Annotated in this window: 16 protein-coding genes; 7 read left to right on the forward strand and 9 right to left on the reverse strand. The window is 63.1% G+C overall.

Annotated features, from left to right (window positions below; translation table 11 throughout):
- Positions 1-113 precede the first annotated feature (113 nt).
- The 3 genes from PMI04_RS14615 to PMI04_RS14625 form a co-directional block, all read right to left on the reverse strand.
- Positions 114-563 carry a DUF2285 domain-containing protein gene (locus PMI04_RS14615; protein WP_238535995.1) on the reverse strand — a complete coding sequence of 150 codons (450 nt, stop codon included), beginning with the start codon at positions 561-563 and terminating at the stop codon, positions 114-116.
- A gap of 112 nt (positions 564-675) precedes the next feature.
- Positions 676-897, reverse strand: coding sequence for a DUF6499 domain-containing protein (locus tag PMI04_RS14620; RefSeq protein ID WP_007713717.1), 222 nt, complete (start codon positions 895-897; stop codon positions 676-678).
- Between the two features lie 147 nt (positions 898-1,044).
- Entirely contained in the window at positions 1,045-1,317 is a 273-nt protein-coding gene (locus PMI04_RS14625) for a DUF2285 domain-containing protein (RefSeq protein ID WP_007713719.1), read from the reverse strand.
- Between the two features lie 169 nt (positions 1,318-1,486).
- Between PMI04_RS14625 and PMI04_RS14630 the strand changes: the two genes are divergently transcribed.
- Positions 1,487-1,729, forward strand: a complete 243-nt coding sequence (locus tag PMI04_RS14630; protein ID WP_007713722.1) for a helix-turn-helix transcriptional regulator — start codon at positions 1,487-1,489, stop codon at positions 1,727-1,729.
- Between the two features lie 141 nt (positions 1,730-1,870).
- On the opposite strand, the gene PMI04_RS14635 is transcribed toward PMI04_RS14630, so the two are convergent.
- From PMI04_RS14635 to PMI04_RS14645, 3 genes are all read right to left on the reverse strand, one after another.
- On the reverse strand, positions 1,871-2,716 hold the full coding sequence (locus PMI04_RS14635; RefSeq protein WP_007713724.1) for a DUF932 domain-containing protein: 846 nt from the start codon (positions 2,714-2,716) through the stop codon (positions 1,871-1,873).
- A 293-nt stretch (positions 2,717-3,009) separates the two neighbouring features.
- Complete coding sequence (locus PMI04_RS14640; protein WP_007713727.1) at positions 3,010-3,309, reverse strand: DUF736 domain-containing protein; 300 nt, start codon at positions 3,307-3,309, stop codon at positions 3,010-3,012.
- Between the two features lie 656 nt (positions 3,310-3,965).
- Positions 3,966-5,993 carry a ParB/RepB/Spo0J family partition protein gene (locus tag PMI04_RS14645; protein ID WP_007713729.1) on the reverse strand — a complete coding sequence of 676 codons (2,028 nt, stop codon included), beginning with the start codon at positions 5,991-5,993 and terminating at the stop codon, positions 3,966-3,968.
- 579 nt (positions 5,994-6,572) lie between these two features.
- On the opposite strand from PMI04_RS14645, the gene PMI04_RS14650 reads away from it, so the two are divergent.
- From PMI04_RS14650 to PMI04_RS14665, 4 genes are all read left to right on the forward strand, one after another.
- The gene (locus PMI04_RS14650; protein ID WP_007706639.1) at positions 6,573-7,181 is read left to right on the forward strand and encodes a type IV toxin-antitoxin system AbiEi family antitoxin domain-containing protein; all 609 of its coding nucleotides are present in this window, start codon (positions 6,573-6,575) and stop codon (positions 7,179-7,181) included.
- Positions 7,178-8,092 carry a nucleotidyl transferase AbiEii/AbiGii toxin family protein gene (locus PMI04_RS14655; RefSeq protein ID WP_007706637.1) on the forward strand — a complete coding sequence of 305 codons (915 nt, stop codon included), beginning with the start codon at positions 7,178-7,180 and terminating at the stop codon, positions 8,090-8,092. Before PMI04_RS14650 ends, PMI04_RS14655 begins: the two co-directional genes overlap by 4 nt.
- A 113-nt stretch (positions 8,093-8,205) precedes the next feature.
- Positions 8,206-8,988: a phage Gp37/Gp68 family protein gene (locus tag PMI04_RS14660; protein WP_007706625.1), complete on the forward strand. Its 783-nt coding sequence runs from the start codon at positions 8,206-8,208 to the stop codon at positions 8,986-8,988.
- A gap of 33 nt (positions 8,989-9,021) precedes the next feature.
- Positions 9,022-10,275 carry a three-Cys-motif partner protein TcmP gene (locus PMI04_RS14665; RefSeq protein WP_007706622.1) on the forward strand — a complete coding sequence of 418 codons (1,254 nt, stop codon included), beginning with the start codon at positions 9,022-9,024 and terminating at the stop codon, positions 10,273-10,275.
- Positions 10,276-10,562: 287 nt separating this feature from the next.
- Here PMI04_RS14665 and PMI04_RS14670 read toward each other — a convergent pair whose 3' ends face one another.
- From PMI04_RS14670 to PMI04_RS14680, 3 genes are read right to left on the reverse strand one after another with little or no spacing between them, the layout of a single operon-like run.
- Positions 10,563-11,429 (reverse strand): HNH endonuclease signature motif containing protein, encoded by an 867-nt coding sequence (locus PMI04_RS14670; protein WP_007706619.1) that lies wholly within the window; start codon positions 11,427-11,429, stop codon positions 10,563-10,565.
- Positions 11,429-12,325 carry an abortive infection family protein gene (locus PMI04_RS14675; RefSeq protein ID WP_007706602.1) on the reverse strand — a complete coding sequence of 299 codons (897 nt, stop codon included), beginning with the start codon at positions 12,323-12,325 and terminating at the stop codon, positions 11,429-11,431. Before PMI04_RS14675 ends, PMI04_RS14670 begins: the two co-directional genes overlap by 1 nt.
- Positions 12,326-12,379: 54 nt before the next feature.
- The gene (locus PMI04_RS14680; RefSeq protein ID WP_007706598.1) at positions 12,380-13,300 is read right to left on the reverse strand and encodes a hypothetical protein; all 921 of its coding nucleotides are present in this window, start codon (positions 13,298-13,300) and stop codon (positions 12,380-12,382) included.
- Positions 13,301-13,510: 210 nt separating this feature from the next.
- On the opposite strand from PMI04_RS14680, the gene PMI04_RS14685 reads away from it, so the two are divergent.
- Positions 13,511-14,377, forward strand: coding sequence for a hypothetical protein (locus PMI04_RS14685; protein WP_007706589.1), 867 nt, complete (start codon positions 13,511-13,513; stop codon positions 14,375-14,377).
- A 26-nt stretch (positions 14,378-14,403) separates the two neighbouring features.
- On the forward strand, positions 14,404-15,405 hold the full coding sequence (locus PMI04_RS14690; protein ID WP_007706586.1) for a DUF2971 domain-containing protein: 1,002 nt from the start codon (positions 14,404-14,406) through the stop codon (positions 15,403-15,405).
- Positions 15,406-15,418: the final 13 nt, after the last annotated feature.

Consider the following 15,418-nt stretch of genomic DNA (forward strand, 5'->3'; position numbering starts at 1 on the left):
CGGTGGCGGCAGGAGGCGTAATTGTCAGAATCAGCGCGGCCGGGTGGGGTATGAAGATGTGCGGCTGCACGGATGCGATCACCCCCCTGCGGGGCGTCGCCGGAGCGGGACCGTCAGCGGATACGGAGCAGTTTGCGGTAATCGCCATTCATCATCGCGATGCCGTCGCGGACCAAGCGCACCACGAACGAGCGCGAGGCCGACATTTTCCAGTCACTCGCCGATAGCCGGGCGGCTTCGTCGCGCCCCAGCGCCGTCGCGATCTGGCGATAGGTCGCGCCGTCGTGGCGCAGGTCGAGCGCGCGGAGGATCAGGTCCAAGCGCGCCAGCCGGTAGGCAGTGAGCGGCCAGCCACGCGGCAGCGGACCCGCCCGGCGGCCGAGCAGACGGCGATGGAATCGCAACAGGCTGGCGATGCGCGTGAGGAAATCCTTGTCGAGCGGGATGACGGCGGCGAGCGGCCGGCCGGGAGTTGCATCGCGCAGCCACAGCCGATGCTCGCCGGCCGCATCGGCGACCACGATGTGACGACCTTCGATCCCGGCCTGATCGGCGAGGAGCAAGCCGAGCGTGCGCGGATCGACCGGGGCGGCGGTCTCGAATCCCTCCGGCGTGGCGTCCAGAATGACCGTGACGGCGGTCAGCTCCGGGCGCCAGACGACCGGATCTGACAGATCATCCGGTGCCGTGGCGAAAGGATAACCCCCAGCGCCGCGCGAACGCCGCCTCGGCGGCGTTCTTTGCGACGGCGCCGTCTGCGATGCGCTGCTGCATCTGCGTATGTTCGGCGCGGTAGGTGCGGTTTCTCCGCAGGAACTCGGCGGCTAGATCGGCGCGACCGAGCGCGTCCGACAGATTGCCGTCGCGTCGCTCGCGCCGACGGTGCGGCGTCGGCATGGCTTCCTCCTAACCGCGCTGTACGCGGATTCAAGGAAGTGCAGCATCCTCAATAGGATAGGTGCGTGATAGCGCGAAGGGAGCACACAACCATGCCGCGCGAGCGCCATGGAAAGCTGTGAGATCGATCCAAATCGGAGTTAAATCTTAACGCTTTAGCGAGGGCCGGCAGCCAAGCAGATGGGCATAACCGACCTCCGTCATCCAGCGCGCACGGGCCAGGTGGGTATCGTGCATCGTCCTTGCCCGTTGCGGTTCGACGGTTGCGTCCACACCGAGGATGGCGGCAGTCGTCTCGCGCCAATCGGCCCCGTCATCGTCCGCGTCGAGCAGCCGCAAATAGGCAATGAGGTGGCTTTCGTCATACGCCGTGAGCCACGATACCTCCGGCGCGCGATCTGCGAATTGGCTGGTGCTCATGGCGCCCCCGACATGTTTGCCGTTAACCAGTTTAGCTCAAATTACAGAACCGGATACGCGCAAGTCCTGCATCGTTAGACGCACCCTCCGCAGTGACCGATGGCGCGTTCCAGCCGATACAACTTATATGGGATAAACCCGATGAGATGTATCGTCCAGTTTCCTGCGCATGGATATGCGCCGCCTAGTGGGATTGAACTTCGCCAAGCTGAGGAAGGATAAGGGCTTTACCCAAGAGCGCTTTGCCGAGACGTCCGGTTTTACCCAACAATATGTCAGCGATCTGGAGCGCGGCCGGCGCAATCCGACCGTCGTCACTTTGTTTCACTTGGCGTCAGCGCTCGGCGTCACACCTGCCGATCTTGTCGCCGAGATCGATCCGCCCGAGCCTGACTTGCTTCGCAGAACTTGAGCGCGAGCCGGGCGGTAGCCCGGCGAGCGCGATTGCGGCCGCGCGACCTTGGGACGCGCGACCGCCGCCGATCAAGCGCAGCGGATCGGCGCGAAAATGCGAAGCCGCAGGGCCGGAACTCCGGCCCTGCGGTAGTTATCGTCAGGCCGCTTTGAGGCGCTGCATCCCTTCGGCCAGCGTCCAGAGCGCGCGGTTGAGCGTCACATTCTGGTCGATGCCGTTGATCGCGCGGGTCTGCGCGCGGCGGATACGGCCCTCGGCATTGCGCTTACGGCCCTGTAACCCGCCACGAACCACATTCTCCTGAATGACGTTGAAGGTGGTCCACAGGCTGCGGTCCACATCCTCGCGGCGGCGCGGCTCGATGATCTGCTCGGGCCGAACCGGGCTTTCGTCGTCGCCATAGCGCGCAACGAGGCTAACCTCGCCAAGCAAGCGCTGCTCATCCGGCGAAAGCTGGATCGCCTTCATCGACTCGCTGGCGTCGATCAGCCGGGGGAAGTCCTCGGCAACAGTGTAAACGCCTTCGATGATGTCGTGTTGGATATTGCCCTTGTGCGGCACGCGGACTTCCTCGAACCGCTCGCCCGCGATCATGCTGTTGGTGCAAACGAAACGCAGCATCCCGGCGAACATCTGATAGGCGCTGGTCCCGTCATGGCTGTTGACGATGATGACTTCGGCGGCCTCGGGCTTTCCGATGCCGTCATCGCGGCGCAGGCGGAGCATATGCTTGGCGTGGCCGTGACGGCTGCCATCGCGCGGGACGGACTGCACGGCGAAGAACGGGAACCATCCTTCCCGGCGCAACCCCTCCACAATGTCGATGGTGGGGACATAAACATAGCGCTCGGAACGGCTGTCGTGCGCTTCGCGGGCGAAGATGGACGGGACGTGGCGATACAGCGCCTCGTTGTCGAGCGCCTCGCGTCCGCTGATCTGATGGGCGTTGCGGCCGAACCGGGTGGCCAGATGGTGGATGCTCATGGGTCTTTCCTTCCGTGGGCTTGGGTTTCCGCGCAGCGGAGCGCCGCGCTGAAACCCTGCCCGTCGGCGAGACCGGGGGTGCAACCGGAGTGGGCGGCTTCGCGGGGAACCGGCTGCACGGAACGCGCAGCGTGGAGGAAGCTGGGCGGAAGCCGCTCCGAAGGGCGCTGGGGGCAGCGCCCCAAGCACCTCCGACAACATGCCGGGCCGACTGGCCCGTCCGCTTTTGATAAACGGCGAAACAAACACACGAATGCGCCCCGCTCCGATGGAGCGGGGCGCCGTGTCGGGGCTCAGCGGGACCAGATCAGCGCGTATTCGCCGGCGGTCTCGGTCTCGGACAGGGTGGCGTAGATCGGGGCCGGAAAGGTGGGATCGTCCAGCTTGACCGAGATGTAGTCGCGGTTCTCGCGGCTGGTCTTCTTCCATCCCGCGCCGCACTCGACCGTGCCGACCGCGAGGCGGTAGTCGGGAGCCTTATCGCTCTCCTTGTCGACTGGCCGGAGGGTGGCCTTGGCGTTGAGGGTGAGCGTCTTGATGGTTCCGGTGAAGGAGCCGTTGGCCGCTTGGGTGAAGGTGCCGATGGTCGCCATGTCAAAGTTCCTTTCGTTCTCGGGCCACGACTGCCGCGGCCTCGATGGCGATCGGTGAAGCGGGGATGATCGGACGCGCACCGCTTGCGGCCGGAGCGCAGCGGAGGATGGCGCCGCGCGGCTTTTTTGCTTCGCGATGCAAAGCCGAAGGCGGCGGAAAAAAGCCGCGCGGCGGTGTTGCTGCAGGCCGAGCAAGGCGAAGCCGGCCCCGGTTAGATCAAGCCAATCGAGAGGCCGCGCGGTCATACCGAAGCCGAAACTAGACGTGTTGGCGCACCTCGCGACCTGACAGGCGGAAAATGGCTGCTGTGCTGAACCGCGCGATCAGCAAACGACCCGGCAACCAAGACGATCATTGGATGACGGGCGCAACCGATGTCTCGCAACCTCGACAGACATACGTCGAATGCGACGCGGGATTTGCAACCACCGAACGCCAATATCGTCGTCGCGTCCCCCCGCCTCCACGGCCTGACAAGGTCAATCGGAGAAACGGTCGCCAAGATGCTGCTCGTCGATCCGGCACCCGTGTTGCGCCCCCTTGGAAGGGTCTTGCGTTGGCAAAACGAAAGCGGCCGCGCCCCAACGGGCGCGGCCGCGATTTTGCCGGTCGAAATGGAAGGCCGGGACCGCTCGCGCGGCCCCGCCCAATGCCGCTATTCGGCGGCGACGGCAAAGGACGCTTCGCCGTCCTCCGCTTCGGTATAGGGAGCCTCCGCTTCGGACGGCTGCTCCACTTCCGCCTTCGGCGTCCGCAGCACGGTGGGAAGCCAGCCGCTACCGGTCAGAAGCTGCTCAGCGGTCTGCGCCATGTCCGGCTTCTTCATGTCGGCGATGCGGCGGGCGGCATCGTCGGACACGCCTTCGGACACAGCTTGGAGGATATGCGCCTTGGTGACGCGGCCAAGATAGCTGTCCACCGTAGGCGTCCAGTCCTTCGCCACGTCCAGCGTCAGCGCGCGCGCCAGCCGGTCGGCGGTCTGCAACGACCGGGGCTTGCGATCCCACGGCAACCGCAGCGCATTGACGGTGTGGGCAGCGCAATGTGCCAGCAGCGCGGTTCGCTTCTCGTCTGGCAGCCCGACGATGAAACTCCACAGGTCCGCTACGTCGCGTGGCATCCGCTCGGCCCATGCCTCGTGTTGCTCGCTCGCTCGCGCCGCCAATGGGGTGTCCTCGATCCCGTCTGCGTGGCTTCCCAAAGGGGTCGCGGTCGGGCGGACCTCAAGGCAACCGGCCTCCGCAAAGCTATAGAACAGTTGCGCGGTGAGCGTGTGGGTGAGTGCGATCAACGCGATGCCGGGCTGATCGGCCAGCGCCACCCGCAAGGCGAGGGTTCGGTGGGCGGACAGGTCGCGAATGAGGCTATCGGAAATCGGCTTGCCCGGTTCCTCGTCCTCCTCGATCTCCTGCACGTCCTCGTCGCCGTCCTCCGGTTGCTCGTCCTCCCCCACCTCCGGGGCAGTCACATCGCCTTCGGCTTCCGGCTCGGGCTGCGGGTCCGCCAGCGCTTCGTCCTCGAGACGAACGAAACCGCGCTGGAGACGGGGAACGCCGTCATGGTTCAGCACCACGAACACGCCGCCATGCGCGATCACATTGGCATCGTAGGCGGAGCGCTTGTCGGAGATGGCGTCGATCTCGTCGGAAATCGCCTCCAGCTTCTCGGCCACGTCCTCGGGCATCTCGTCATAGGACGAATAACCCTCGGCCAGTTCGTCATGCTCGGTGGACAGCGCCTCCAACCGGGCCTTGTCCTCGTCGGACAGGGCGACGGACTGCGGATAGAAGCGCCGCATCCCGTGGGTGTGGGGATAGTCGATATGGGCCTCGGCCCACTTCCAGCCCTCAGCCTGAACCTCGCCCGCGATCTCGCGCAGCTTCTCGACGGCGAGCATGTCGAGCAAGCCCGCATCCTCGAAGAACCCGCCCCGATCCTCGCTGAACAGGTCACGGATGATATTGCCGCCCGCCTCGACATAGGCGTCGGCCCCGACGAACACCGCGCGCCGGTCGGTGGCGGGCACGTTGGCGGCGGTTATGTCGCGTCGGATGATCCACGGCTCGCGGTTGTGATGCAGGTTGGCGAACACCGCCTCTTGCCGGGCATGGTCCTCGGTGATGGCGAAGGCCATAAGCTGGTCGAGCGTAAGGCCGTCCTCACGGTAGACCTGCAACAGCTTGGGCGAGACAGCGCCCAAGCGAAGCCGCTGCTTCACCACGCCCGCCGACACGCCGAACCGCGCGCCGATTTCTTGCGCGCCCCAACCCTTGTCGTTGGAAAGCTCCGCAAACCGCTCGAACTGATCGGCAGGGTGCATCGGGGTCCGCGTCACATTCTCGTCCAGACTGATCTCGGACGGATCGTTGGCGGTATCGAGCCAGCAGCGCACGGCTTCCGACTTCCTTATCTGCTTGCGCTTGGCGCGCAGGAGCATCGCCAGCCTGCGGCCCTCGCCAGCGGTGACGAGATAGCAGCCGGTCGGCGTCCCGTCCTCCTTCGTCTCGGGTTCGATGACAAGGTTCTGGATCAGCCCCTTATGCTGGATCGATGCGGCAAGCGCCTCGATCGCGGCTTCCCCATGCGGCACCTTGCGGGCATTGTTGGGGGACTTTTTCAGCTTGTTCAGCGGCACGAAAATCTCGACGCCACTGACGGCTTCGGTCTGAACGGTATCGGTCATCTTACTGCTCCTTGGCTTGGGTTTCGCGCAGCGAAGCGCCGCGCTGAAACCCTGCCCGTCGGCGAGACCGGGGGTGCAACCGGAGTGGGCGGCTTCGCGGGGAACCGGCTGCACGGAACGCGTAGCGTGGAGGAAGCTGGGCGGAAGCCGCTTCGAAGGGCGCCGGGGGCAGAGCCCTAAGCAACCGCGCCGCGTCAGCGGTGCCCCCAACAAAAGCACCCTTGCGGCGACCGGCCCGGCGCGGCGGCGTGCGCGCGGGCCTGTGGGCCAGCCGCCGCCGCGCCTTCCGGACAAAGCAAGAGTGCAACGCGGTCATCAAAACGCGCGCATCCCTGACCGGCTTCGCAGAAGCTGGCAGTGTGCGCTCCGTTGATTCCGCGTGCCATCCGGGGCGTTGCGGGGCCCCGCCCCGCAGAAGGGGTACGGCCAGACCTCGGCTGGCCGTCAGGGGAAGGCTTTCCCCTCCCAGCAACAGTCTGCTTTCATACGTTTGGACAGAAACTCAGATTCAGCGTCCCGCGGGAGTGATACATAAACTTGGTCATTGCATGTAAATACCTAGGACTTATATCAAGCCGCATGGAACCGACGACTCATCGAGAACGGGCCCTGGAGGTCGTCCGGCACCGCGGCATTGCGCGCGGACGCGACTTCGACGCGGCCGGCGTGACGCGGGCGACCCTGCAAAGGCTGCGTGACGAAGGCGTCCTCCAGCAGGTCGGCCGCGGGCTCTACAAACTGGCCGACGCGAACGTCGACAGTTCAACGAGCCTGGCCGAGGCCGTCCGCATCCAGCCGCGCGGCGTCATCTGCCTGCTGTCGGCGCTGCAGTTCCATGAGCTGACCACGCAGACCCCCCATGCGGTGTGGATGATGCTCGGCCAAAAGGATTGGGCGCCGGTCAATCCGTCCGTGGCGCTGAAGATCGTTCGCGCGAGCGGCGAAGCGCTGACAGCGGGCGTCGAGACACACGTCATCGACGGCGTTCCGGTGCCCATCACCGTACCGGCCAAGACCGTCGCCGACTGCTTCAAGCACCGCAACAAGATCGGTATCGACGTGGCGGTCGAGGCCCTGCGCGATTTCATGAAGTCCCGGCCCCGGCCGGACCTCAATGCGATCTACCGTTATGCTGAGCTCGATCGGGTCCAATCGGTGATCCGGCCCTATCTCGAAGCCATGACATGAGCCGGCCGCCGAAGAACATGGCGATCTCGGTGCGCGACCGGCTGACGGCGCGTGCCCGCGAGCGTCGGGAAAACGCACAGCTGCTGATGACCCGCTACGTCATCGAACGTCTGCTCTTTCGCCTGAGCCTGTCGCCACATCGCGAGCGGTTCGTGCTCAAGGGCGCGATGCTGTTCAGCCTGTGGGCGGCAGCGCCTTATCGCGCCACCGGCGACCTCGATCTGCTGGGCATAGGCGAAAACGCGCCCGAGCAGCTCGCGGCGGTTTTTCAGGAAATCCTCGCGGTCGCGGTCGATGACGACGGCATCGTGTTCCGGCCCGAAACCCTGCGCGCGGCCGCGGCCCGTGCCGAGGATGAATATGCCGGCGTCCGCATCGACTTCGTCGCCGAACTCGCGGGCGCGCGCCTGCCGATGCACGTCGATATCGGCTATGGCGATGCGATCACGCCGGGCGCGATCGAGATCGAGTATCCGTCGCTGCTCGGCCAGCCCACCGCACATCTTCGGGCCTATCCGCCCGAGACGGTCGTGGCCGAGAAATTCCAGGCCATGGTCGCGCTCGGTATGCTGAACACGCGCCTCAAGGATTTCTACGACATCTGGGCGATCGCGGGATCGTTCGCGTTCGATGGCGCCGTGCTGTCGCGCGCCATCCAGGCCACCTTCGATCGCCGCCAAACCCCTTTGCCTGGCGAGACGCCCCCGGCGCTCACACCCGCCTTCGCTGACGAGAAACAGGCGGAATGGACAGCGTTCCTGCGGCGGACCGAAATCGCGCTGGCGCCAGAACCGTTCGCGGCGATCCAGGCTCAAGTCGCGACGCTGGTGATGCCGCCGGTACTGGCGCTCGGCCAAGGCGCCGCCTTTGCCGGTGACTGGCCCAGCGGTGGTCCTTGGAAGGAGAGGTAACGATATGCACGTCGATAGCTCGAAATGTTCCCAATCTGTTCTATTCGGGATAGTAAGGCGGAAGCGGACGATTCAAATACGGGCCGGAGCCCGGATGCTACAGAGGGAAGGGCATGGCTGAAACGCAGATTGAATGGACAGATTCCACCTGGAATCCGGTGGCTGGCTGCTCGATCGTCAGCGCCGGTTGTACGAACTGCTACGCGATGGAGATGGCGAAGCGGCTCGAAGCGATGCGCATGGAGAAATATGCCGGACTGACCCGGCAAAGTGGCAAGCGCACTATCTGGAGCGGCGTCGTCCGGGAAGATCCGGCTTCGCTCGGCATCCCCCGTCGTTGGAAGAAATCGCGGAAGATATTCGTCAATTCGATGAGCGACCTGTTCCATGAACAGGTGAGCGATGCCTTCATCCTCGAAGTGTGGCGTGTCATGCGCGAGACGCCGCACCATAATTACCAGATCCTCACCAAACGGCCTGAGCGCATGGCGTCTATCATCTCGACACAAATCAAGGATGTCCTGCCAAATGTGTGGCTGGGGACCAGTATCGAAGATGCCGACGTCGTGGACAGGATCGATCATCTTCGAACGGTGCCGGCAGCCATTCGCTTCCTGTCGTTCGAACCACTGATCGGTCCAGTTGGGGATGTCGATCTGTCCGACATCCATTGGGCTATCGTGGGTGGCGAGAGCGGCCGAGCGGCTCGGCCGATCCGCGAAGCATGGATCGATCAGATCCATGACCAGTGCGCGGAATACGAAACCGCTTTTTTCTTCAAGCAGTGGGGAACGTGGGGCAAAGACAATAAGCGCCGGTCGAAGAAAGCCAACGGTCGAGAATATCGCGGGCAGACCTGGGATGAAATGCCGTCCGCCTTTGCGGGCACCGTATAATCACAAGGGGAACGGCGTTGGTAAGGGGGCAGGATGGCGGAAAAGCCGTATGAGTGGGCTGATGGTGCGACGCTGGAGGATCATTCGCGACGCAAGCACAAGATACTTCGGGAGTATTTCGCCGAATATCTGACTGTCCGCTGCAAACTTCCACAGCAGGAACGGTTCCGCCTGGCGATCGTCGATGGGTTCGCTGGGGGCGGTCGTTATCAGTGCGGCACCGCCGGCTCGCCTTTGATCTTCGTTGAGGAATTGAAGCGGGCGATCGAGACGGTCAATATCCAGCGCGCGGCGCAGGGCATCGGGCTTATCGAGATCGAATGCCTGCTGATCCTGAACGATCATAACCGAGATGCGATTGAGGCGCTGAAGGCGAACATCGCGCCGTTGCAAGCGGAGATCGTGGAGAATGTCCCGAAGCTTCATCTGCGCATCGCGTATCTGACCGAGGCGTTCGAGGTCGTTTATCCGCAGATGAAAGCACTGCTCGATCAGGGTCGTTACCGCAACGTCCTCTTCAACCTGGACCAGTGCGGCCACAGCCATGTTCAGCGTCAAACGCTGCTCGACATCATGCGCTCCTATCACTCGGTCGAGATTTTCTACACCTTCGCGATCGAGGCCCTGGTGTCGTTTCTGCAGAAGTCGGACCCGGTCCAGCTCGCAGCCCAGCTCCGCCCCTTCGACATCGATGCCACCAATCTGGGCACGCTCAATGGTGCGATGAGCAAGAGCAATTGGCTCGGCGCAGCCGAGCGACTGGTGTTCGAAACCTTCCGGACCTGCGCACCCTTCGTCAGCCCATTCTCGATCAACAATCCGGATGGATGGCGATATTGGCTGATCCACTTCGGCAATTTCTACCGAGCGCGTCAGGTCTATAACAACATCCTGCACGAGAACAGCAGTGCCCAGGCGCATTTCGGCCGGTCGGGCCTCAACATGTTGAGCTATGACCCGAGCCACGAAGATGGGTCGCTATACCTCTTTGATCTCTCCGGCCGCGAAGCCGCGAAGACACAGCTTCTGACGGATATTCCCAAGCTCATCTCTGGGTCCGGCGATGTCATTGGCGTGGGCGATTTTTACGAGAGCATCTACAACACGACGCCGGCCCATACGGATGACGTGCATAGCGCGATTATCGAGAATCCCGACGTTGAGGTCATAACGCCCGCGGGGGGTGAGCGTCGCAAGGCGAACACCATTGCCATAGGGGATATGCTCAAGCTCAAGCCCCAAGCGAGCTTCTATCCAATGTTCCTCAGGGCAGAGCCGCGGAAATGAGAAGGCGCGGGCGAGCCGCGCGTTGCGCCCCCGGCGCGGCGGGCCTAAAGGGAAGCGACGCCCACCCCATCTCGGGAAGTGAAACGACCGCCAACGCTATCGGAAGGGCGCAGCCCTGGTCCGATCTCTGGAGATGTGGAAAGTCTCAAATCCGCCGAGGCGGATTTACAAATCGAGGGGCGTTGCGGGGTGTCCCGCTGAAGGGGTACGGCCAGACTCAGGCTTGCCGTCAGGGGAAGGCCTTCCCTCCCGTCGATATCTCACAATTTGGTGAGCTACGGTCCGCGTTATGCCTCAGCGACAATTGCAATGAAGCGGAGCCTGAGTGAGGCGGCGTCCTCTCCATAATGTGCTTCGCGATGATCGTTTGGGCAAAGCGCAATGACATTGTCGACACGATCCGATTCACCTTCGTGCAACGGCACAATGTGGTGCGTCTCAAGATAGACCGCGCCGTCGGCGCGGCGGAAGCCAGGTTGATCACAGTATTCGCAGCGACCGCAGGCGCGTTTCAGCACGGCTTCACGGACTTTAGGATCGCGGTCAAAGACAAACCCGGTTTGCTCGTGCCGGACGGCGGGACCGCCAATATCCGCATCAATCGAGAACTGATCCACAAAGCTGGGCGCCGCCGCGCCGCGCACCAGCACATGCGCGCCCGTCGCAACATCGTAAGCGGCGATCGACCACGGCTCGGGGTCGAGAGCGCGCAGTTCCACCTTGGACGCCTCGGCCTCGGCATCGTCGCGATCTCGCCGGACACCGGCGTTGAGAATGACGCGGACCGCAAGATTGTCCTGCAATGCGGTCTGGAGCGCTGCGTCAAGCCTTCGAGCGCGGACACCCCAGGGGCTGCCGCGACCACGCGCGAACTGGGTTTCCGCGTCCTCGCGGAAATTGCCGCGATGGACGATGCAGCCGTCGGCCTGCTCCTCGAGCAGGACATGCCAGAGGTTGAGAACGATGGCCGCGCCGGGTTCGACGAAGACCCATTCGTAGCAATATTTTGGATTGGTGGCCGCTCCGGCTTCGCCCCGGCGACTATTCGACCAGTCCGACACGTCGAGACCGGCGGCGCGCACTAGATCGATGACGCGGTCCTTGCGCAGCGGGCGCAGCGCCGCGAGTGAGGGCGTGGAAGGTTGTCGCGGCATCAGGTTTCGCCAGCATGCTGAGGCAGGGAGCGGTGCTCTTTTCGTTCCCAGCTCTCGATCAGGAACAAGGCGAGCGAACTTGCCGCGTTGAGGGCAAGGCGCGCGATCCGCGCATCGATGCGGCGGAATCCTCTCTCCCGTCCATGAGCGTCTCCGCCATGTGTCCGTAGAGCACCGATTCCTTTGGCAACGGACGTCAGGCCACTGAGCGTTTGCCTGATATCAGATTCCACCTCGGACGGAAGGTCGGAGCGGCCCGGCGATAGGCCCAAAGGCTCCTGCACCGCGCGCATCAACCCATCGATGTCCTTTTTGGGGGGAAGCGGCAATTTGAGTTCGACGAGGATCGAACGGCACACCGCTTCAATCAGGGAACAAGCGGCCGTCACCGCATCTTCCGGGTCATCTTCCAGATTCGGAAGAGCGCGGGCAATCTCCATCTGCACGGTGTCGAAGTCCAACGTCGCGACCTTTTGGATGAACGGCTCCACGATCGTGCCGGACCCTCGTCGCTCAGTCACAAGGGCCTTACCGCCGACGATGACGACGGCGAGACCATCCGGTGCAAGCGCCTTGTTGAGATGCTCGCGCACAGCGATCGCCTTGTCGGGTTCCGCCAGATAGTCGCGAGGATCACAGACCCGCTCGATAATCCGGGTGACGTATATGTCGCCGTTGCCGTCATAGTGATTTGCAGTCTGGCGCAGAAAATCCGTCGTCGCTGGAACGCGCGAGCTGGCGCCGATCCGCATATCCAGGCCACAGTCGAGGAAGAATTGTTCGATCTTCGGTCCCGAACGGTAGATCCCGATGGCCGGCGCATTGTCGTTGCCGGCCCCACCTGTGATCGTATCGACCAGCGCCTTGATGACAAAAGGTGAAAATTTCCCGGTCACACTCTCTCCGCGCGCAAAGCATGGGCAGGCTGTTTTCGACCCATCCAATAAATTCTAGATTTGAATGGGGATTGGCGTCCAACTGCCCCCCGCTTCGGGCATTAGGTACATCTCTTCGGTTGGCCACGCTGGCGGTTCAACCGACATGAAACCTGTCAGTTCATGGGTCAGCGCGTCCCGCCCGAACTGCGCGACCAGCATGACCGCGCAGGCTGCGACCGCAGCAAAACCGTTGGCCAGCGTCGCCTGTTCGAACTCATGTTCGCGATTGTGCTTCACGCCATGATAGGCCGCAAACCAAGGTAGCGAGTTTGTCGGGTCGAGAGCGTCCCAACCGGCGAACGGCCTGACCGGGGCAATGTCCGGGCAAGGATGGAAGTGAACCCTATATTCCCGCAGGCCGAGGGGGGCTGCGAGCTTCACAAACTCATTCGTGTTGAATTTTGCGGTTGAGCCGTTGGCCGTCAGGATGCCGCGCCAGTGCATCTCGACCTCGGTCGCCGCCAAGATTAGCAGGTTACGGATCTCGTGCCCATAGACCGACAGCGTGCCGGCAGCAGGCTGCACGACGCGACAGATCAGCCGCAGATCATCGATCAAGGATCCAAGCTGGTTCTGCGCGCCGGTGACATAGCGCCGCTCCTTCGCGGCGTCAGGAAACCAGAGTTTCTCTTTCACCATCAGCGCAATTGGCCGGGCGACACGAGGATGAAATTCACCCGGCCCACGGATCATCCGCTGGAAGGGGCCGGAACCATCGAATCCGTCGAGCCAGGGTGTCGAGCGTCGTAGGCATGCCCAGATCGTTTCACCCGGATCCGCGGCATAATAGGTACCCGCGCCCGCCTCAGGGTTGGTGACGCCCATATGAGTGGCCGTCCGATCGGTGATCCGCCACAGCTGTTGCGCTTGGCCGGAGCCGACGTTGCGGACATACCAGCCCTCTTCTCCATGTCCGCCTTGAGCCAGTGCCATTCCCCCTCCATTCGTTGCATGGGCGTAGCGGATTGAGGGCGGGATCGCACCACAAAGGTGCGACGGAGAATAAGCGAAGCTCACTGGCAGTCACCAACGGTCCTGGTTATCAAGCTGGCGTTGCGGCGGTGGCCTCGATCCCGCTATTCCTGCGCAATCGCTGATCCGGCCGTTACCGGAAAGCTCGCTGCGGGTGGAGTAAGTCGGATAATGCAACTCGCGCTGGTCGATTCTGAGCGACTCGAGGCCTTCCCCGGCGGGCGTGGGCAATGCCCAACCTGCGGTGCGGCGATGGTTGCCAAGTGCGGGCCGCGCATTCTCCATCATTGGGCACACGCGGGCCGTCGGAATTGCGACCCGTGGTGGGAGAATGAAACCGAATGGCACCGGGACTGGAAGAACCTCTTTCCCGAGGCTTGCCGGGAGATTTCGCACACCGCGCCGGACGGCGAGATCCACCGCGCTGACATCCGCACTCCGACCGGCATTTATATCGAGGTGCAACATTCGGCGATGACCGACGCCGAACGGATTTCGCGGGAGGCATTCTACAAGAACCTCGTTTGGGTGATCGACGGGCGAGCCTTTCGGGACAATTTCGATATCTACCATATCCTGCCCGACCCCGGCTCCGAGCTGGCCCAAGACCTGGTGTGGTCGAAGGCGACCCGCTCGATGCAGGGCGCCGCGCGGGGCTTATTCTTTCGCGTCTCGGAAGGGCGCAAAGACTATCCCGGTGAGTATATCAGCAAGGCGACGCTATCTTTCGGTGAGATCCATAGCCTTCGAGAGCTGCAGACCGAGATCGAACAGGCCTATCGCGGCCACCATCAATATGACTGGGTGCGACCGCGGCGGACCTGGCTCGATGCGACTTGCCCGGTCTACATCGACTTTGGGGACGAGCATCTGGTGAGGCTCGAGATTTATGACGAGTCCAATCTTCCCTGTATTCGCTATGTGTCGAAGCGGAAGTTCGTGCACGACGTCATGGTCGAGACGGACGCGGGGGCGATCGCAACACGCTTCTATCCGATAACGACGGCTGATCGGGTGAGTGGAGGTTTTGCGATCTGACGGCCGGGCCTAAGCGAGGGGATGTCATGAGTGAGCAAGTTCCACCGAAGCGGCTCTACAAATATCGCAGCTTCAGCAATCTGACGCTCGCCATGCTCGTCGAGGACACAGTCTATTTCGCCGATCCTACGACGTTCAACGATCCGCTCGACACCAAGCCCACCCTCGACACCGATCTGCCCAGTGTGGCGCTCGAACCGGTTCTGGCGCAGCTGATTGAGCAACGGACGACGGCCGAGATGGCGGCGGCGGCAAAGACGATCCGGTACAACGGCCCAAAGACGCTCGATCATATCGCACGGCAGAGCCGCAAGGCCGCTGAGCGTCTGCTCGCTGATATTCGTTACAACGCCACCAACCCCGACTATGAGGTCGACGATCCAGAGCAATTCCTGCTCGGGCAATATGTGCAGGAAGAACTACTGCGGCGATACGATCGCGGTGTCTTCTCGCTCGCGGAACGGGTCAATTGTCCGTTGATGTGGAGCCACTATGGCGATCAACATCGCGGAATTTGTCTCGGCTATTCGGTGCCGGTCGACGTCGCCGGTGACGTGCACAAGATGAAATACGGCGGATCGCGTCTCGTCCAGGCAAGCGCAGTCTCGGCCATGCTCGCCGGCGACAGTGCGGCGCGGCGCGGAGTCGATGAAGCCGTCCTCCTCAAGAAAGCGAGGCCCTGGGCCTATGAGCGCGAATGGCGCCTGCTGGGTCCGCGTGGCGAGCAGCATTCGCCGCTCGAACTGGAAGAGGTCATCTTCGGCATGCGTTGCTCTTCGGCGGTCATATTTGCTGTCATCCGGGCATTGGAGGGCCGTGATCGTCCAGTGCGGTTCTACGAGATTCGTGGACAGCACGGGCGGTTCCTCCTCGACAAGCGCGTCGCGGACACGGGCGAGCTCCTGGCGACGCTGCCGCGACGGCATCGCGGCATCTATGAGATGTTCAGCGAGTTCGAGGACCTCGACGCCCCTGGCGGTGATGATGGAGCGGTCCGCCCGGTGTCTTCGTCACCGCCGACCAAATGAGGGGATCGGCCGA

The organism is Sphingobium sp. AP49, from assembly GCF_000281715.2.
Classification (GTDB): Bacteria; Pseudomonadota; Alphaproteobacteria; order Sphingomonadales; family Sphingomonadaceae; genus Sphingobium.